Below are 18025 nucleotides of genomic sequence, written 5' to 3'. Positions count from 1 at the left end.
GTTTCCATTAATTCGGCTGGGAAAGAATCCCAGCACCGGCAAATTGCCGATGAATTAAACTTGGCATTAGTAGAGTTTCCATTAATTCGGCTGGGAAAGAATCCCAGCACATAGCTCTAGAACTTGCAGATCAGGTTAATAACCAGTTTCCATTAATTCGGCTGGGAAAGAATCCCAGCACTTTATGGGCGGCACGCTAGCTCTGATTCTGATAAGTTTCCATTAATTCGGCTGGGAAAGAATCCCAGCACTTATTAAACCTGTTTTTCCGCGTGTACCACGTGGAAAGTTTCCATTAATTCGGCTGGGAAAGAATCCCAGCACATGAAACAAACCTAACATTAGTAGATATTCGTCTGTTTCCATTAATTCGGCTGGGAAAGAATCCCAGCACTTCCCCAGCCTATTGAATCTATTTTTCCGCGTGTATGTTTCCATTAATTCGGCTGGGAAAGAATCCCAGCACATAAAAAACATACTATTATTCTACGTCTGCCCATTAGTTTCCATTAATTCGGCTGGGAAAGAATCCCAGCACAACTCAAAAAAGCAATTCAATCGGCATTTTTAATCAAGTTTCCATTAATTCGGCTGGGAAAGAATCCCAGCACGGCTAAAGGATGCGGCACAATGGGGTTTATGCCTAGTTTCCATTAATTCGGCTGGGAAAGAATCCCAGCACATGGATCCCAACACCCTTATTTCTAAAATTGCAAACGAAGTTTCCATTAATTCGGCTGGGAAAGAATCCCAGCACCTTCAACAAGCAAGAATATACGATCGCTAAATTCAATTCGTTTCCATTAATTCGGCTGGGAAAGAATCCCAGCACGGCACCCTCCTAGAAGGTGCTCTACGACTACTATAGCACAGGTCATTTTCAAGCACCTAGACGAGATCATTTTTTTGTTTTTGTAAAATTTTTAGATCCGTAGGGTCACAGGACGTGAAAGTCACTCTGGAACTGAATTTCGGGAAAATTCAAGCACCTCCAAATCTGTTAGAAATTGCTCAAAGCGTTGTGGAGACTGGGTTTGAGAAAATTGCCGAGCTGAGAGGATATTTTTGTCCAGAGGTGCTTGATCAAGTCCTCAAGGATCTCAATTCACAACAGCAATCTTTTGCCTTCAGGAGCAAAATTAGGGACACAGCGCGAAACCTCTATACTGAGGATGTTGAACCTCTGGCGATGTCCTTTGCACCATGAGCTTGCTCCACGTTGCTGATGTCTATGCTGGCTATATTCCCGATGTGGATATTCTACGGGGCGTTAATTTTCGTCTCGAAGCCGGCGAGCTAGTGGCGGTCATTGGCCCCAATGGAGCGGGAAAATCAACCTTGGCAAAAACGATCGCTGGGTTACTGACGCCCCGCCTCGGCACAATTACCCTCGCTGGCGAAGATATTACCTACTTGCGTCCCAACCAAATTGTCAAAAAGGGAATTGGCTACGTGCCGCAAATTGCCAATGTCTTTCGTACCCTGACGGTTGAAGAAAATCTGGAGATGGGTGCCTTTACGAAAAGCGGCAACCTCAAGGCCCTCAAAGAGCGGGTCTATGACACCTTTCCCCGCTTGGCTGAGCGCCGACAGCAACGGGCAGGCACACTTTCCGGGGGAGAACGGCAAATGCTGGCCATGGGACGCGCCATGATGCTAGACCCGCAAATTATGGTCTTGGATGAACCCTCCGCGGCTCTCTCCCCAGCTCTTGTCAATGATGTCTTTGCCAAAATCAAGGAAATTAATGCCCAAGGCACCGCTATTATTCTGGTGGAGCAAAATGCCCGCAAAGCCCTTGCCATGAGCGATCGCGGGTATGTCTTAGAAATGGGCAAAGATCGCTATGAGGGATTGGGCAGCGAACTACTCAATGACCCTAAAGTGGGGGAACTCTACCTCGGAATTGTGCAGGCAGAGCCTTAGGGCACAGGGCTAAAAATTGCTGTTTCAAGAGCAATCAGGCTTTTTTCCAAATCATCATTGACAATTTGAACATCAAATTCTGGGGCCGCAGCAATTTCGGTTTCCGCTTGAGCTAAACGGCGGGCAATGGCCTCCTCACTATCTTGGCCACGGCTACGCAGACGGTGTTCAAGTTCCGCTAAAGATGGCGGCAGAATAAAAATGTGACGCGCTTGAGGATAGGACTGGCGAACTTGGCGTGCCCCTTGCAGTTCAATTTCAAGGATGACGGTTTTTCCTTGGGCAATGAGTTGCAGCAACGGATCGCGTGGGGTGCCGTAGTAGTGGCCGGCAAACTCTGCCCATTCCAAGAGTTGCCCAGCAGCAATCATTCCCTTAAATTCTTCTACAGAGACAAAATAGTAATCCACCCCTTCAACCTCCGTGGGGCGTGGCGGACGGGTCGTTGCCGAAACCGAAAGTGCCAGTTCGGGATGTCGCTGTCGCAGTTGCCGTAGAAGCGTCCCTTTGCCGACCCCACTAGGGCCAGTAATCACAATGAGTTGTCCGGGCTGGGGGGTTGCACTGGTCATAACTGCACGGGTGGGAAACTTTTTGATCCTACTCTGTTTGCTCAGAGTTTTATCATTAAGGCAGCGTGGTTGAGGAATGGCCGTGAAGATTCATTTGCCCAGTGAGAGTGAAAATGCTCGCATTGAAATGCTGCCGCTGATTGATGTGGTCTTTTGTATCCTCACGTTCTTTATTTTGGCGGCGGTGAGTCTGACGCGGCAGCAGGCGATTACCTTGAATTTGCCCCAAGCCAGCACCAGTCAAGCGCAGTCGCAAAAGATGCTGGTGGTGAGCATTGATCCGGCGGGGCAACTTTTTGTGGATAAAGACCCCGTCAACCGCAGTGAACTCTATGAACGCTTGGCCACCTACTTGAAAACGAATCCCCAAGGAATGGTGATTTTACGGGCATCACAGGTGGTGAGCTACAACGAAGTCATCCAAGTCTTGGATCTCCTGCGATCGCTCGGGGGCAATCGTGTGGCCTTGGCCACGCAACCCGTCGAACAACCGGTGCTGAGTACACAGACCCGCCCTAACCCTCTCCCCTCGCCACCAGCCAACGATCAACCCACGCCTTCGAATCCATAGGCAGTTACGGTGGAACCCATTTCCAGTATTCCTGTTGCCCCGGACGGCTTTCGCTCTGGCTTTGTCGCCTTAGTGGGTCGCCCCAATGTAGGCAAGTCCACCCTCTTTAACCATCTGCTGGGGCAAAAGGTGGCCATTACCTCTCCCGTAGCGCAAACCACCCGCAACCGCTTACGGGGCATCCTGACAACGGCAACGGCGCAATTGATCTTTGTGGATACCCCCGGCATCCATAAGCCTCACCATCGCCTTGGGGAAGTGCTGGTGCATAATGCCAAGGGCGTTCTCAATCGGGTGGATGCCATTGTCTTTGTGGTGGATGCGGCAAGTGCCCCCGGTGGGGGCGATCGCTACGTAGCAGAATTACTGGCTAAAGTAAGATCCCCTGTGCTTTTGGCCATCAATAAAATTGACCTCTTGCCGGCAGGGGAGCGTCCACAGCGGCAACAGGACTATCAAACCCTTGGCCCTTGGCCAGCCTATCCCTGCTCGGCGCTCACGGGAGAGGGAGTTGGTGTATTGCAATCGGCGATTGAAGCGCAGTTGCCCCTTGGCCCCTATTACTATCCGCCAGAGATGGTCACCGATCAGCCGGAGCGCTTCATCATGGCGGAATTGATCCGTGAGCAAATTTTGCATCACACCCGCGAGGAAGTCCCCCATTCGGTGGCCGTGACGATTGAACAGGTGCAGCAAGATCGCAACCTGACTCGTGTCCACGCCGTGATTTATGTGGAGCGTCCAACCCAAAAGGCGATTATTATCGGCCAAGGGGGTCAGTTGCTCAAACAAATGGGCACCGCTGCCCGCCAAGAAATTCAAACTCTCATTGGTGGCAAGATTTACTTAGAACTGTTTGTCAAGGTACGCCCCCGCTGGCGACAGGATCGGTTGCGCTTGGCGGAGCTGGGCTATCGCATTGAGAAGGATTAAGCCGATGGAGACAGCATTGCGAGTGGGTGTGGCAGGGCCTGTGGGGTCAGGTAAAACCACCCTTGTGGATGCCCAGTTTTTGGTGCGTTCCCAAGCCCTTCCCCCCGAGCGAATTCTCAGTGTTGAAACGGGGGGATGTCCCCACACCGCTTGGCTACGACCTTTAGCCCAGAGCTGGTGGATTTAACGATTTACGCGATTGATGTGGCTGCTGGCGATAAAATTCCCCGTAAAGGCGGGCCGGGGATTACCAAGTCGGATTTATTGGTGATTAATAAAATTGATCTTGCCCGCTATGTAGGGGCTGATTTAGAGGTAATGAAACGGGACACCCTGAAAATGCGGGGCGATCGCCCCTATGTGATGACGAACTTGAAAACTGGCCTTGGGCTAGATCAGGTGATTGCCTTTCTCGCATCCCATTTAGCAGCCTAAACAGAATGGTACGGAAGTTGACCCAACGCACAAAAAATCACTGATCACCATCACTGGCAAGGCAACAATTTGCCCCTTAGAATCGTCCTATCGGTGTCGTCAGGTAGGAAGTATGATGAGCTACGCATGGGTGAGGGGTGCGACGCTCGGAGCAACGGGGTTAGTGGCAATGGCTTTACCCGCAGTGGGTCAAGTCCAACCCCTGAGTGGTGAGCAAATTAACGAGATTGCCCGCAACATCACAGTCTTGATTGTGGGGAAAGATGCCCACGGTTCTGGTGCCATTATTTCCCGCTCCGGTTCGACCTACTATGTGCTTACGGCAAAGCACGTTGTCAATCGTCAGGATAATTACCGCGTGATTCCCATTGATCAGCAGGCCTACGCCGTTGATTTCAATAAGATTAAATTTTTGCCGAATACAGATTTAGCTATTGTGGAATTCACAAGCGAGAAAAAAGACTATCAGGTGGCTACGCTGACAAACTCTGACTTTGCCAAGGAAGGGTCGCAGGTCTTTATCTCGGGGTGGCCGCAGCCGGGGGGCAGTGGTCAGTTAGTGCGGCAGTTTACCGATGGCCGTATCTCCGGCTTTTTGATTGAACCCATCGATGGCTATAAAATGATCTACACCAATGTTACCCGTCGCGGCATGAGTGGTGGCCCTGTTTTGGATAGTGCAGGGCGTGTGGTCGGGGTTCATGGTCTCGGTGATACAGAAGACCCCCGCTCCCTTGAGCGCCAAGGCTTGAGTCCAGAGGCGGCAGCGAGCATTGCCAGCTTGATTAAGCCGGGGTTTAATTACGCGATTCCGATTAACACCTTTCTGACGGGTGCGCCAGCGGCGGGTGTATTTCTCTCTCTGCAAGTAGATAATCAGGCGATCGCCAGTGGCACTGCGCCTGTGGTTGTGACCGCACCGAGTCAACCCGATAGTCGCGATCGCATTGAGAACATCAATTCAATTTTGAATACCGTCAATACGGGTGTCAGCGTCATTCGCAACATCTTTTTTGGTTTTTAGAAAGAATTCCAATGACCTGTTGAACTGAGTCCCGGTTCATTGCCTGTTCAATTGCGAGGATTGAGTGATATGGCTATTCAATTTGGGATCCGCCCCCTTGCCGTTCCCCTGAGTTTGGCAGTGGTCATGATTGGGGCGATCGCCCATGCCTCTTGGGCAAGTTATCGTCCACCCGCTAATATTGGCCGCCCCGGTAACCGTGAGGGAGCTGCAACGCGGATTGCCCGTCCCATGCTACTGCGGGAAAGTACTGGTGGCATCGAAAGCTGTCTAACTGAGCCAAAACAAACTGTGGTTGCCCTCGTGCCCAAGGATAACAATGGCCTTAGCAGCACCCCCACCCCTACCCTCTATAGCTTCATTCCCGCCAACAAGGGGGCAACCCTAACCCTGACGCTGCGGGATCCCCAAGGCACAGAAGTCTATCGCCAAGAGCGTCTTGCCCCCACAGAAGCGGGTATTATTGGCTGGCCTGTGGAGAATGTTGCCCTCAAAAATGGTGTGGATTACCAGTGGCAACTCACCCTCACCTGTACCAATGGCACCACAGCCGTCAAAACCGTCAGTTGGTTTCGACCGATGCCCTTATCGCCAAGCCAACAGCAGCGAATCGTGCAAGCTAAAGATGTGGCGGATGCCTTTGCCATGGCGGGCTACTGGTACGACACCCTCAATCAACTGGCCAAACAACGCCTAGCGCAGCCGGGGAATGCCCAACTTCAGCAAAAATGGCAAGCCCTGTTGCAGTCTGCCGCTGTCCAGTTGGCCAATGTGGCGAATCAACCCCTCATCCCCTTACCACCCCAGCCCTAACTCTCTAGGGAAAGGTCTGCCAGCCACTGGTAAAGGTCAGGAATATTGGCGTTGGGTTGCAGCAGATCTTCTTTGATGTGCATCAGCACCTTGGCCAAGGGTTCGGCGCGATCGCGATACTCAGCAACACTGGCCAGCAGATCCGTAAATACCTGTTCTTCAATCTGGGCGCGGGGGGGTGGTTCAGCCGTCGCATCACGGTAGGTTTGATAGGCCACAGGGGTTGCGGCAAACCCCAATCGAAAAATGAACGCATTGGCTGCCTCCTGCAATTCCCCTTGGAGCGATCGCACAGACAAATCGCCGCGCTCAAACCCCACTTCGCCTTTTAGGGTGACTTCAACAATCGCCTCTGCCATGTCTGAGCGATGCCGCTGCACCAACTGCTGGAGTTGGCTCTCCACATGGCTCACGGTGTCACTGGGGGTGAGGGTGAGGGTGTAGCGATGGATGGGACGCTGCCAATAGTCGCGCTTCAGTTCCGCTTGGGGTGGCCCCTGATCGAGGGTAACCAAGAGAACCCCCCGCGGATTTTGCTGCTGATTTTCCTGAATCGAATTGGCCTCAACGGAGCCAGGATTAAAGATCCAATCCTCAACGGCGTAGTGGCGATGAATATGCCCCAAGGCCAAGTAATCAACACCGGCTCGGCGCAACGGCAAAAGATCGTTGTAGCGCAATGCCCCTTGGTAGCGGGAGACTTGCCCCTCAAGGCCGTGGTGAAAGAGCAAAATCGTCGCACCAGCAGCGGGCGGTAGTGCCTGAATTTGACTGGCCAGCTGTTGGATGGCACGGGGGGCACTGGCACCATACCACTGGGAACCAATGACGCGCACGCCACAGGGGAGATCCATATAGCCACCCCGCGCTGCCTCGGCGTCCCACGGCTGTAATTGGCCACTTTCGTCAGGTTCTAGGAGATAGAGATAGTCTTTTTCACAGAGGTAGCGGAGCCAATTGGACTTGACACCGTAGGGGCAGTTATCGTGGTTACCCTCGATCGCCAGCACGGGAATCCCCGCCGATCGCACCTTGTCGAGGACGTATTCCGCTTGATTGAGAATGCCGGGGGTAATCAGCCGCTCCTCAAAGAGATCGCCAGCAATCAGGACAAAATCCACCTGTGCCTCGATGGCGTAGGTTTGCAGGGCACTGTCAAAGGCGGTGAAAAAATCAAACGTGCGATTGGGATTCTCTTGGCGGTACTTGTTGAAGCCAAGGTGAACATCGGCAACATGGAGAAAACGCACCATTTCGCACTGTCTCCTAGGGGCGATCGCTAGGGATTTGGGCAAGGCGTGCTGCCCAATTGGGATAGGCCTCGGCGGCTTGATCTGTGGCCACCACTTCTACGGTGCGATAGCAGGCCACGGGCAAATTCAGTAAGCTGACCAGAAACGCCGCTAAATCTTCGCGACTCAGAGAACCCGTCAGGCGATCGCCCTGATCAAGGCGCAGCTCTTTGCCACCGGGCTGATCCGTCAAACCACAGGGACGGACAATGGTGTAGGGGAGGCCACTTTGGCGCAGCATATTTTCTGCCGCCAGTTTCCAAGTGAGGATGCCCCCCAATTGGTCGTTGTATTGAACCGCTAGGGGCTGCTCCTTCAGGTCAAGATCGGGTTGTTGCGGACGGGTCACCCCCGCAGAACTCACCTGAATCATGCGGGGCAAGGGCAACCCTCCATAGGCTTGAATCGACTCAATCTCAAGGCTGAGGGTGCCGGGGCGGAAGTGGGGGTTGAGGGCACCGTCATACTCAAATTTGCTGAGCATCAGTTGCAGCGAGTAAATTTGCCCCACATTCAGAGGCGGCGCATTGGTGGCGGTGCGGGCCCGAAACACCGGAATAAAGTGGCTAAAGGGCAATTCAACCGTGATCCACTGATCGGCCACCGTATCAAAGGACATGGCATAGCCGACGCCATCCCAAGCGGGGTCACTGCGTAGGAAAAATTTATAGCGCTGCCCATCGCCGCGAACCCGGAGTTGAATGCCCGTGTAGCCTTGGAGATTGAGGGCTGGGGTGAGGTTGCGGGTGCGAATCGAGACAAACCCCCCAGAATTTTCCGTAGAAACCAGCCCCGTGAAGAGGGCACTGTGATCCTTGAGGTAAAACTGGCTGGCACTGACGCCGCCCATGACCACATCATCGAGGGCACCCCAAACTTCCTTCAGGGGGGGCGTGGGATAGCGATAGTCAAAGAGGGGATAGGTGTTGGGTTGACTTTGAAAATAGGGTTGGGCACGTTCCAACAAATGCCGCATGCCCTCAAATTCAACCGCCTCTGGACTCGCACCGACAATTTCAAGGCCGGGGGGTGGCGCGTTGGGATTGGGCTGTACCTTTGCCCCAACACAGTTGATCACCGCCCGACTGCCCTGCAAGAGATCGGCAGGCAAGGGTTGAGTCACGTCGGCAACAACAATGTCTAAAAAAGGGTCTGAGGGAAGTACACTCTCCGCCTTGGCGCGATCGCGCACCCCTGCCCGCACCGCATAGCCTTGACTCAAGAGGGTTTTCACCACCGCTTGACCGGTTCGACCCGTTGCCCCCATCACCACAACAAGACCACTGCCCCGATAGGCGGGCGGCTTAAAGAGATCCGGTAAAAGGGGTGACAGCACAGGGCGCAGAGGTTCTAGGGTTCCCACAAAGGGAAGGGCTTGAAAAAAGCGCAGTGTATCGAGAAAGCGACCAAGTTCCCAGTTATTTGCCATAGAGGGGCACCACGCTTGACCAATGGGGAAGTTTCTCCCCTGCCCTTAGTGTATCGTGCCACTGTTGGGCTGCCCATGTGAGCAAAGCGCGGCCATAGTCGGTGGGGTTAGGGGGACTCAGGCATTTGTAGGGGTGAGGCCAAGTGGCCAAAAGCGTTTCTGCTTCGTGGTCTGCCAGCAGGCGATCGCCCCAAAGAGAGTTGAGACTCCCCCCCTGATAACGGTAAATGCCAAGGTATTGATGCCCCTGTTGGGCACGACGCGACACCACCCCATCCTGTTCTATGAGTTCATCACGATAGTGCCACGCCATTGTGCCAAGGCTAGACAGACCCAAAAGGGGAACTTCCAGTTGCTGGGCTAGGATGCGGGCAGTCACGACCCCCAAGCGCGTTCCCGTAAAGCTGCCCGGGCCACAGCCAATAGCGATCGCCCCTAGTTCACCCCAAGTGTAGCGACCCATCAGTTCCCCAAGGCAAGGGTGAAGTTGGCTGGCCAGTTCTCGACCCAAGGGCCATGTTTTCATCTCCAGCAGTTGATCTGCCCCCAAGTCATAGAGGCCTGCCACTAGGGTGGCATCGCTGGTATCAAAACCAAGACAAAGCAGCTTAGCTCACTCCGACGGCGATCGCCACCAAGCCAGCCACTAAGAGCAATCCGCCCGCAACCAACAGGGCTGCCCGTACTTTTTGCTGCGGTGTCCAAGGCTGTGCTTGATAGACCTTAGGCTCAATAGCAAAGTTGTTGAGGCGACCGCCCTCATCGGTGGTATAGCGCATCGAAACAAACCTCAATTCAGCGTTACAGTGCAGCTATTCTAACAAGCGAACTTTACGAGTCTTGAGAATCCTTAACAATTTCTTGCAATTGACCGTGGCGATAGACCCGCAACCAGCGACCGCGCCAGTAGATGCGATTGCCAAAACAGCCCCCCAGCCAAATCAGGAAGCTCATCACATCCCGCAGGGGCAATAGCCAGAGCCACAACAGTAGCCGAGGGGTACCCATCAAGACCATGCTCATGATCGCCTGCAACCAGCGAAGACCCTGAACCCCCAGAAAGACGCTGAGAGTCCATGGGGTTGGAAATAGTCCCCACAGCAGGGCACTATAGACGGTGCCAAACATAAACACCATGCCAAAATACTGATTGCCGCGATTGGCACGAATGCTGCGACACCAGCGCAGTTCCCGTTGCACCGCCTTCAAAAAGGACTCATCAGCGCAGTCATTGTCAAGAATATAGGACGATAACTCCACGCGATACCCAGCACGCCACGCTGCATACCCCAGTTGGTAGTCCTCACCAATGCGATTGAGTGCAATCTCAAAACCACCAATTTTTTCTAGGACTTCCCGCCGCAGCAGCACGGTTGGCCCAATGGCAAAGCGCAGCCCGCGATCAAGGAAGCGGGCAACAAGCACACTGGGGATAAAGTCAAGGCATCGCCCCATGGCCAGAAACGCAGCTCCTAAGCGGCGCGGATGGTGATCAATGTAACCACAGGTCACAACCCCCACTTGGGGATCCGCCAAGGGTTGCACCAAAGTGGCTAAGTAATGGGGTCTAACGCGCACATCACTATCGGTTTCAACAATTACCCCATAGCGCGCATGGGTAAACAATTGGGCGACATTGCTGGCCTTACGGTTCAGCCCGCAAATCCGCTGACAAAGATACCAGCGAGCCCGGTGGGGATAGGTCTGGCAAATGGCCTTTAACACCGGTATGGCTGGATCACTGGGGTCTTGAACCCCAAAGAGGACTTCGTAGACGGGGTAATCTTGCTCGCACAGTGAAGACCAGTTTTGCCAAGCCCTTGCTTCTAAGCCGCAGACAGGAACCAAGATCGAGACCGCCGGCAAGGACTCTAGGCGAGTCGTCCGCTGGGGGGTGAAAAATTGATAGGTGAGGGCAGCGGCAACAATGTAGAACAGGCTTCCCGTGAGGCTCAGCAGGCTCAGGAGAATGAGGGCAACCATCATGGTGCTGTCGCAATCGTCCCCGTCAAGGGGGAACTGGCACTGGCATAGGCTTTGACGGGAATCCGACCCGCTAAGTAGGCAAGACGACCCGCCGTGGTTGCCAGCGCCATGGCTTTGGCCATTGCCGGCGCATTGCCCGCTTGGGCGATCGCGGTATTAATCAAGAGTGCATCTGCCCCTAACTCCATCGCGGCGGCCGCCTCACTGGGCGTGCCAATGCCCGCATCAACCACAACGGGAACACTGGCTTGATCAATAATGATTTGAATATTGGCGGCATTACGCAGACCTTGCCCCGACCCAATGGGGGAGGCCAACGGCATCACAGTAACACAGCCCACTTCCTCAAGGCGTTTGGCCAGCAGGGGATCTGCATTGATGTAGGGAAGAACCGCAAATCCTTCTTTGACCAGTTGTTCTGCGGCAGCAAGCGTGCCAAAGGGATCGGGCAGCAAGTATTTCGGGTCGGGAATCACCTCTAGCTTGACAAAGTTGTTGTCCTCTTGACCCAAGAGCTTGGCCATTTCGCGGCCTAAACGGGCAACGCGAATCGCCTCTTCAGCGGTTTGACAGCCAGCGGTGTTGGGCAGCAGCCAGATTTTACGCCAGTCAAGGGCATCCACGAGGCCTTCGTGACCGGGGGCATTGGTTTGAACGCGACGTACGGCTACCGTAACAATTTCACAGCCACTCGCGGCAACACTGGCCTGGAGATCCGCAATGGAACGATACTTGCCCGTACCGGTCATCAGGCGTGAACGAAACTGCCGCCCGGCGATTGTTAGCGGGGCATCTTCAATTAGCAGCTCAGGAGGAGGCGCAGTCACCATGATGCACTTGTGAAGTGAACAGCACTAGAGTTTGCCTTTCTACCATATCAGGGTTACGCTCTCTGCTGCTGCGACCTTGGAAAACTTGTGGCATCATAGAGGCACCATAACCTTGGGAGTGCAACAGTTGGTGCATGGCACATATTGGCAACAATGCCGCCATTCAGGCTGCCGATCGCCTGCTACGTCAATATGGGTTTGATTTGGATGGCTCCTCAGTTGAGGTCATCCTAGATCGCTGGTTGCGCCATTTTCCTCCCCGCTGGATTCGTCTTGCCCTCATTGAAGCCCTCTATCTGGGGCGCTATAAAGCCATTTCCGTAGAGCAAATTTTAGAGCTATGGCAACGGCGTGAGCAACCGATTTATCACTTCAACAGTGAGTTTGAAGCCATTATCTGCCAGTCATTGCCCATTAGTGTGCCGGAACCTACTCCCTCTGGCCTTTCAGAGACACCTACCAATACAAAAATTAGTGAATTTCACCCTGATTTAGCGTCTGACCCATTTGTTACCAAGTTAACTAGTATTGTGCAGCAGTGGCAGTCCCAAGACTTCCTCGTGGAGCAGGGCGATCGCTCCTCCTAGGCCATTGCAGGTTATACTCTTTTGGGTAAGATTTGGCACCTCCACCTATGGCTGTTTTTGAAGGCACCTATCACGTTCTGGGAACGCCTCGCTTTGGGATTGTGATTTCCCGCTTCAATGACTTGGTTACCACCAAGCTGCTAGAGGGCTGCCAAGATTGTCTGCGCCGCCATGGTGTTGATCCCAATCCCCATGGTTCTCAGGTGGACTACGCCTGGGTTCCCGGTAGCTTTGAAATTCCCCTTGTGGCGGCTCAACTGGCAGCCAGTCGTCGCTATGCTGCCATTATTTGTCTCGGGGCAGTCATCCGTGGCCAAACCCCCCACTTTGACTATGTGGCTGCTGAAGTCACCAAAGGCATTGCCACGGCCTCTATGCAAACGGGTGTGCCCATTATCTACGGCATTCTTACCACCGACACGATGCAACAGGCCCTTGAGCGCGCTGGCATTAAAAGCAATAAAGGTTGGGAATATGCCCTCAATGCCCTCGAAATGGCAAACCTGATGCAAACCCTGCCCAGCAGCATCAATCCACCCACAGCCAAACTCAGCCCCAGTACCCCCGTTCTCGCTGATGGGTAATCCAAATGGTGAAGCAGAAATTGCTTCCTAGGGCTACCAAGGGCTGCCAATCATCGTAAATCCTGCCCAAAAATAGGGATGGGAAAGTTGACGCCCACCCCCAGTTTGAACTTCTTGGGGCAAAGGAATTGAAAGCCCTCCCCGCACCCCAGCACTGCGCAGGTGATTCTCTTCAATCACAACCTGCTGATGGATCAGGGCAAGCTGCGCCTGTCGCAAGGCCTCTGCTTTAATCGGAGCAGTTCTCAACTGTCCATAAAATGCCGTCATCAAAGCCAGTGTCCCTTCATCACTGACATACCAAAGGCTAGCAACGGAACTCTTTACACCCGCTTGGAGTGACAGTCCAGCAAACCCAAGTTCTGCATTGGTATCTCCTACCGCTGTACGACAGGCACTCAGCGTCATTAGCTCTGTGGGTGGCCGGAATAAGTGCAACTGCCGCACTTGAGCCATTGAAAGCTGGCTATCCCAAAACTGAATATAGGAATTTTGTGGCTTACCCGCATTAAATTCACCATGGGTCGCTAAGTGTAGGATAGGGTAGAGACTGCGCCGCCGCTGGGTTTGCAAGTTTGAGACCGTAAAAGCTTCATTGAGGAATACTTGCCCTCGTCCTACCAGTTGCGTAATGGTTTGCAGCTCGATGGGAACCGCTGGCAAAGGACTTTGCTTTGTGAACTGAGAGGCACCCATTGCCAGTACAGAAGCATTTTGCAACGGCTGGTAGCGGGTATCCACCAAGTTGATACTGGGAATGAGACCCAGATTATAGCGTTCCACTAGAAACTGACCATTACGACGACCGATTGGACTATCGCTGACCGTCGAGGAAATAAGATTTGACCCCGTGTGCAGAGCAGCGATCGGCACACTCCGCAACCCCTGATCAAGGGCAAAAACCAGTGTATTAATGCCTCGATTTTGCAATTCAGCATCAATGCCGCCCATGATCCATTGGTAGAGCTGCTGCGCAAAGGGTAGATAGGATTCACTATTGGTTTTCGTTGGGTCTCGCACCTCACGATTAAAAGCAGCAATGACACGGCGCACTGCTTCTTGGGGCACTCGAAGGGGTTGGTAAATGGGTTCCCCTTCCGGTGTGATGATGAGAATATCCAACTGTTCAGGTCGCCAAAAGACATAGCTCAGGGCAGGTTTTTGACCTGTTTCTTCAGCCATACGCCCCAATAATTCCTTGATTTGCTCAATGTCAAGGAACTGTAGTCCCTCTTGACTAGGAGTGCTGAAAAATTCATCAAAGTACTCACTAAACTCAAAGGAATAAAGCTGCTGAAGCAGTTTGATCGCACTGTTGTAGTCTCCCTGATCAAAAGCAGTACTGATTTGCTGACGAATGATCTCAACTCCGGGGAAGTAAATGACTTGAGCGGTATTCTGGGGCAGTTGAGTGCCTTGTATCTCCTCTCCCAATAAAATCCGACCCAGATTCTCTTGAGTTTGGGGTTCTGGAGGTGTTGGTGGTGTGGACGGCTCCGTGGGTGGAGTTGGCGGTGTTGGCGGTGTGGATGGCTCCGTGGGTGGAGTTGGCGGTGCTTGAGAAACCCGATAGAGAAACCCAGAACCAGAAAATAGGGCAAGCTCAGGATAGGTGGTGTTGAATTGCTCTGAACCTGTGAGTCCGCCGTTGATATTGAGATTCGGGTCAGTCGAATAAACTAGCCAGCGACCATTGGGGGTACTAAAGACACTAGAGCCATAGTTGTTAATAAAGTTATTTTCGGCAGCAAGGACAATCGCATCCCCAGTCCCAACGGCAGAAATTGGCGCATTGAGAACAATATCGCCTGTTAGTGTTTGTAGGAAAATGTTGCGCCCTGTAATGCCTGTTGGGTTAACACTGCCAACGGTAAGGGTACTGTTATTGACAAATTGCAAATCACTCGCACTGTTCAGCTCAGCAGCTAGGATCCCCACTTGGTTATTGGGGTTGGTTAGGATTGCACTGCCATTTTGTAAAGTTAAACCCAAGTTGCCTGCTCGAATCGGTGCACTTTGCGTTAGGTTCCCACTGTTTAAGCTGAGGATTAGGGTATTGCCGTTGGTATTGATGCCAGTGGTGAGGCCATTGACACCATTGTTGAAACTAACGATACCTAGGGCACCTTGATTACTCAAGTTCACATTTCCACTGACATTGCCTGAGAGTGTTTGAAACCTATTGTTGACATTGTTGAGGGTGAAAGTCCCCTGTCCAAGAAGTTGCAGCGTTCCCGCAGAAATGACATGGCTGCCCTGAGTAACGCCGCCACCGCTATTGAGTGTGAGATTGCGACCATTGAGATTCGTCGTGCCAGAGCCATTGAACTGAATACCTAGGGAACTTACGCCGGGGGTTTGCAGCGCAAGATTGTAGTTGAGGCTGAAGGGACGAACATCAATGAGACCAGTACCATTAGGGTGACCAATGGTCACCAAAGAAAATCCACCCGTGATTTGGTTGAGGAGAGACTGATCAATGATTAAGTTACCCGTTGCACCATCGCCAATGCCGACGGGAGTATGCGCATCAATCGGTTGAAAGACAAGGCGGCCTGCCCCGGCACTATGGATATCTAGAAGATCACCCAAGACTTCAATCCCCCCCTGAGCTGCTAATGTGAGCATGCCATCTTGAACAGCTAATGTCAGGGGGGCGTCAGAGACTTCCATGACCAGACCAGGATTGCCGTCAGTGGCGCGACCTTCGATGAGAATCTTCCCATTTCCAGCCGTTCTGACCTCAGCAGAGTACTCTGTGTCAGTTGCTGCCTTAAAGCCAAGACCAGCACCGAATTCACCCCCTGTACCTCTCAGGATAATGTCACCACTTTGACTGGTAATACTTGTGAAGCGACTCAGAATACCTCCTTGGTTGAAGGCAAAGCCCGTACCACCAGTACCCGTCAGGGTAATATTTCCAGTCGTGGTTCGAATTCCTGACTCTTCAAGATGGATGCCAACGTTGGAAACTCCTTCGGAGACGTTGCCCCCAGTACCCGTTAAGGTCAGATTGCCAGCTTCGGCGCTGATGGAGGAGTTTTGAATCGAGATACCATCCACAGGGCTATAAACACTAGAACTACCTGTCCCTAGAATGGTGATCTCTCCAGACCCTGAGGTGAGGATTGAACTCCCACCGATCAGCACCCCTTCTTGGCCATTAGTTGTTGCACCGCTGCCATGAATCCTAATATGGCCGCCACCTGCATTGAGAGTAGAGTTTCCGATATTAACCCCAGCAGTGCTGACACCGATCGCTGGACTGGTGAAGGGATTAGAGCCACCCCCCAAAATAATATTGCCACCATTGGTAATGAGTGTAACTGAGTCTAATCTAATTGCTCCTGCACCACTGTTATCGGCATCGGCATGGAGAATGATATTCAGTCGGCCTTCTTCTGAGCGAATGTCATCGGCAACAAGAATGTTATTTGCAGCTTGCAAGGTTAGGGAGGCATCGCCGCCGCCTATTTTGGTAATCGAGGCAAGTACAGAAATATCCCCTGCTTGGGTTCCAGTATCACCAGTTGTGATGATGACGCTAGTGCCGAGATTCAGGGCAGCTTCAATGGCAGTATTCACAACAAAAGCATCATCAGTGGTGGGGGTAAAGACATCAGGATTGCTCCCAGAGAAACTCCCGCCACTCGTAGGGGAGTTAGAAATGGTGACATTTCGTGGATCAAGGAGCCATGTACCGGGCTGACCCTTGACTGCACTGGCATCTACTGTTCCCCGAACGCTGAGTAATTCTCGCCCAGAGGTTTCCACAAAGCCGCCATTACCGCTAAGTTGCCCGCCGCGTGCGCTGATCGTGCCGGCAAATTGCGTGCTGTTGTCTGCCCATGCAATGACAGTGCCACCATTGCCTTGATTGAAGGCATCCGCTGCAATCACACTGCCGCTGTTGATAAAGAGATTCTGGGCATTGAAACTGCTATGCAAGCGGTTAGTGCCAGTGGTGCCCCCTAGGTAATCGCCCCCCAAGAGAATCGTGCCACCCCCGAGTTGACCAGAGGCGGTTAAGTTGGCATTGATGAGGGCGATATTTTGACCAGTGATCGTGATTTGGCCACCCATACCGATGGGATTGGCGACGGAAAGGCTGCCACTGATGACGGCGGTGTTCGTTGTGGTGGGAATTTTGTTGGGGTCATGGACAAGGCGAATTGTGCCGTCGGGATTTTGAATGACGCTGTTGACAGGTTGTGAACCATTGCCAGTGAGTAAGCTGGGTAAGTCCACGGCAGCGATCGCTCCCCCAGTCGGTAGTCGCTCTTGAGGAATCTCAAGACTGAGCAGCATTCCCTCTTGGGAGACGCGCACCATTCCTGTTTCAGGTACAGCCGCAATGTGGATATTTCCTGCGGGGGCTGCGAGTGTACCCGTATTGATCACTTGGTGCGCCATCAGGCTGAGGGTTTGACCACGACCCACCCTCAGCTCACCTTCATTGATGATGAGGCCTTTACTCAGAAATTCAAAACCTGTGGGCTGACCATTGAGGGATTGATAAAGATTCTGGCCATTGACATCAAAGATCCCTCCCTCAAACAGCACCCGTTGAGCGGTAGAAGCATGGAAGGCAGCGGGGAGATTCAAACGGGCATTGGGGCCAAAGACAATTCCCGCAGGGTTGAGCAGATAAAGGTTACTGTTGCCACCCGTAATTTGAATCAAGCCATTGATGTAACTGGCGTTGCCACCATTGACGCCCGCGAGAATGTTGCGAATTTGCGGATTAGAGAGAAAGTTGGCAACTTGGCCGTTACCGACATTGAAGTTGTGGAAGAGGTGAAAGAGATTCTGACCATTCCCCGATAGGCGGCCACCACCAATATCAATCTGTTGACCATTTTGGATGACGGTGGTTCCAGTGCCATTGGTGGCTGGGGTAATTTGGCTGTAAACGTTGCCACTCAACAGTCCCCAAAAGACTAAGGTGATGGAAAATAGGTACTGTTGGAGAGTTTTCATGATCCCAGCCTCCAGATGATTTATCGAGTCCTGCCGCTGGCGACTCTTGTGGGGGAGTGCAGA

At 52.7% G+C, this 18025-nt stretch carries 16 protein-coding genes, 1 pseudogene and 1 CRISPR repeat array (1 of these 18 cut by a window edge); of the genes and pseudogenes, 9 read left to right on the top strand and 8 right to left on the bottom strand.

Translation table 11 applies throughout. The features are described from left to right. A CRISPR array of direct repeats spans positions 1 to 832; the repeat unit is 36 nt; unit sequence GTTTCCATTAATTCGGCTGGGAAAGAATCCCAGCAC; it reaches 426 nt to the left of the window's first position. Positions 833 to 946: 114 nt separating this feature from the next. Next, positions 947 to 1207 carry a hypothetical protein gene (locus RHH81_RS06390; RefSeq protein ID WP_206201541.1) on the top strand — a complete coding sequence of 87 codons (261 nt, stop codon included), beginning with the start codon at positions 947 to 949 and terminating at the stop codon, positions 1205 to 1207. After that, positions 1204 to 1926, top strand: a complete 723-nt coding sequence (locus RHH81_RS06385) for an ABC transporter ATP-binding protein (RefSeq protein WP_310742778.1) — start codon at positions 1204 to 1206, stop codon at positions 1924 to 1926. Before RHH81_RS06390 ends, RHH81_RS06385 begins: the two co-directional genes overlap by 4 nt. On the opposite strand, the gene gmk is transcribed toward RHH81_RS06385, so the two are convergent. After that, positions 1923 to 2498, bottom strand: coding sequence for a guanylate kinase (gene gmk / locus RHH81_RS06380; RefSeq protein ID WP_149817966.1), 576 nt, complete (start codon positions 2496 to 2498; stop codon positions 1923 to 1925). The two genes, RHH81_RS06385 and gmk, sit on opposite strands and share 4 nt — an antisense overlap. Before the next feature lie 76 nt (positions 2499 to 2574). Here gmk and RHH81_RS06375 point away from each other — a divergent pair, with 76 nt between their 5' ends. The 5 genes and pseudogenes from RHH81_RS06375 (at position 2575) to RHH81_RS06355 (ending at position 6274) form a co-directional block, all read left to right on the top strand. Beyond that, a complete protein-coding gene (locus tag RHH81_RS06375; RefSeq protein WP_206201539.1) occupies positions 2575 to 3069 on the top strand; it encodes a biopolymer transporter ExbD in 495 nt (164 codons plus the stop codon). A gap of 9 nt (positions 3070 to 3078) precedes the next feature. After that, a complete protein-coding gene (gene era / locus RHH81_RS06370; RefSeq protein ID WP_310438362.1) occupies positions 3079 to 4002 on the top strand; it encodes a GTPase Era in 924 nt (307 codons plus the stop codon). A gap of 4 nt (positions 4003 to 4006) precedes the next feature. Then, positions 4007 to 4437 (top strand): annotated as a pseudogene (locus RHH81_RS06365) (GTP-binding protein). Between the two features lie 112 nt (positions 4438 to 4549). Next, positions 4550 to 5461, top strand: coding sequence for a serine protease (locus RHH81_RS06360; RefSeq protein ID WP_310742777.1), 912 nt, complete (start codon positions 4550 to 4552; stop codon positions 5459 to 5461). A 69-nt stretch (positions 5462 to 5530) separates the two neighbouring features. Continuing rightward, complete coding sequence (locus tag RHH81_RS06355) at positions 5531 to 6274, top strand: DUF928 domain-containing protein (RefSeq protein WP_310743535.1); 744 nt, start codon at positions 5531 to 5533, stop codon at positions 6272 to 6274. On the opposite strand, the gene RHH81_RS06350 is transcribed toward RHH81_RS06355, so the two are convergent. Genes RHH81_RS06350 through RHH81_RS06325 form a run of 6 tightly spaced genes read right to left on the bottom strand, consistent with a single transcriptional unit; the run spans position 6271 to position 11811 of the window. Continuing rightward, positions 6271 to 7527: a DNA repair exonuclease gene (locus tag RHH81_RS06350; protein ID WP_206201536.1), complete on the bottom strand. Its 1257-nt coding sequence runs from the start codon at positions 7525 to 7527 to the stop codon at positions 6271 to 6273. The two genes, RHH81_RS06355 and RHH81_RS06350, sit on opposite strands and share 4 nt — an antisense overlap. A 13-nt stretch (positions 7528 to 7540) precedes the next feature. After that, positions 7541 to 8995: a CIA30 family protein gene (locus RHH81_RS06345; RefSeq protein ID WP_310743533.1), complete on the bottom strand. Its 1455-nt coding sequence runs from the start codon at positions 8993 to 8995 to the stop codon at positions 7541 to 7543. Next, positions 8985 to 9563 (bottom strand): tRNA (adenosine(37)-N6)-threonylcarbamoyltransferase complex dimerization subunit type 1 TsaB, encoded by a 579-nt coding sequence (gene tsaB, locus RHH81_RS06340; protein WP_206201534.1) that lies wholly within the window; start codon positions 9561 to 9563, stop codon positions 8985 to 8987. The genes RHH81_RS06345 and tsaB overlap by 11 nt, the downstream gene beginning before the upstream one ends. A gap of 40 nt (positions 9564 to 9603) precedes the next feature. Next, a complete protein-coding gene (gene psb34 / locus RHH81_RS06335; RefSeq protein WP_206201533.1) occupies positions 9604 to 9774 on the bottom strand; it encodes a photosystem II assembly protein Psb34 in 171 nt (56 codons plus the stop codon). Between the two features lie 52 nt (positions 9775 to 9826). Beyond that, positions 9827 to 10981, bottom strand: coding sequence for a bacteriohopanetetrol glucosamine biosynthesis glycosyltransferase HpnI (hpnI, locus tag RHH81_RS06330; protein WP_206201532.1), 1155 nt, complete (start codon positions 10979 to 10981; stop codon positions 9827 to 9829). After that, entirely contained in the window at positions 10978 to 11811 is an 834-nt protein-coding gene (locus RHH81_RS06325) for a thiazole synthase (protein ID WP_206201531.1), read from the bottom strand. The genes hpnI and RHH81_RS06325 overlap by 4 nt, the downstream gene beginning before the upstream one ends. A 134-nt stretch (positions 11812 to 11945) precedes the next feature. Here RHH81_RS06325 and RHH81_RS06320 point away from each other — a divergent pair, with 134 nt between their 5' ends. Both RHH81_RS06320 and ribH read left to right on the top strand, forming a co-directional pair. Then, positions 11946 to 12398, top strand: coding sequence for a hypothetical protein (locus tag RHH81_RS06320; RefSeq protein WP_302679121.1), 453 nt, complete (start codon positions 11946 to 11948; stop codon positions 12396 to 12398). A gap of 47 nt (positions 12399 to 12445) precedes the next feature. Next, entirely contained in the window at positions 12446 to 12982 is a 537-nt protein-coding gene (gene ribH, locus RHH81_RS06315; RefSeq protein ID WP_206201529.1) for a 6,7-dimethyl-8-ribityllumazine synthase, read from the top strand. Between the two features lie 33 nt (positions 12983 to 13015). On the opposite strand, the gene RHH81_RS06310 is transcribed toward ribH, so the two are convergent. Further along, positions 13016 to 17962 (bottom strand): CHAT domain-containing protein, encoded by a 4947-nt coding sequence (locus RHH81_RS06310; RefSeq protein WP_310743532.1) that lies wholly within the window; start codon positions 17960 to 17962, stop codon positions 13016 to 13018. Between the last annotated feature and the right edge of the window lie 63 nt (positions 17963 to 18025).

The organism is Thermosynechococcus sp. PKX95, from assembly GCF_031583295.1.
GTDB lineage: Bacteria > Cyanobacteriota > Cyanobacteriia > Thermosynechococcales > Thermosynechococcaceae > Thermosynechococcus.
Note: the sequence above shows the minus strand (reverse complement) of the source record. Positions and strands in the feature narration are given on the sequence as shown.

Excerpts from the sequence above, each read along its gene's own strand:
- RHH81_RS06360 (WP_310742777.1), top strand. The coding sequence starts at position 4,550 with ATGATGAGCTACGCATGGGTGAGGGGTGCGACGCTCGGAGCAACGGGG.
- RHH81_RS06325 (WP_206201531.1), bottom strand. The coding sequence starts at position 11,811 with ATGGTGACTGCGCCTCCTCCTGAGCTGCTAATTGAAGATGCCCCGCTA.
- RHH81_RS06355 (WP_310743535.1), top strand. The coding sequence starts at position 5,531 with ATGGCTATTCAATTTGGGATCCGCCCCCTTGCCGTTCCCCTGAGTTTG.
- hpnI (WP_206201532.1), bottom strand. The coding sequence starts at position 10,981 with ATGATGGTTGCCCTCATTCTCCTGAGCCTGCTGAGCCTCACGGGAAGC.
- RHH81_RS06385 (WP_310742778.1), top strand. The coding sequence starts at position 1,204 with ATGAGCTTGCTCCACGTTGCTGATGTCTATGCTGGCTATATTCCCGAT.
- RHH81_RS06375 (WP_206201539.1), top strand. The coding sequence starts at position 2,575 with ATGGCCGTGAAGATTCATTTGCCCAGTGAGAGTGAAAATGCTCGCATT.
- RHH81_RS06350 (WP_206201536.1), bottom strand. The coding sequence starts at position 7,527 with ATGGTGCGTTTTCTCCATGTTGCCGATGTTCACCTTGGCTTCAACAAG.
- RHH81_RS06310 (WP_310743532.1), bottom strand. The coding sequence starts at position 17,962 with ATGAAAACTCTCCAACAGTACCTATTTTCCATCACCTTAGTCTTTTGG.
- RHH81_RS06345 (WP_310743533.1), bottom strand. The coding sequence starts at position 8,995 with ATGGCAAATAACTGGGAACTTGGTCGCTTTCTCGATACACTGCGCTTT.
- ribH (WP_206201529.1), top strand. The coding sequence starts at position 12,446 with ATGGCTGTTTTTGAAGGCACCTATCACGTTCTGGGAACGCCTCGCTTT.
- gmk (WP_149817966.1), bottom strand. The coding sequence starts at position 2,498 with ATGACCAGTGCAACCCCCCAGCCCGGACAACTCATTGTGATTACTGGC.
- psb34 (WP_206201533.1), bottom strand. The coding sequence starts at position 9,774 with ATGCGCTATACCACCGATGAGGGCGGTCGCCTCAACAACTTTGCTATT.
- RHH81_RS06320 (WP_302679121.1), top strand. The coding sequence starts at position 11,946 with ATGGCACATATTGGCAACAATGCCGCCATTCAGGCTGCCGATCGCCTG.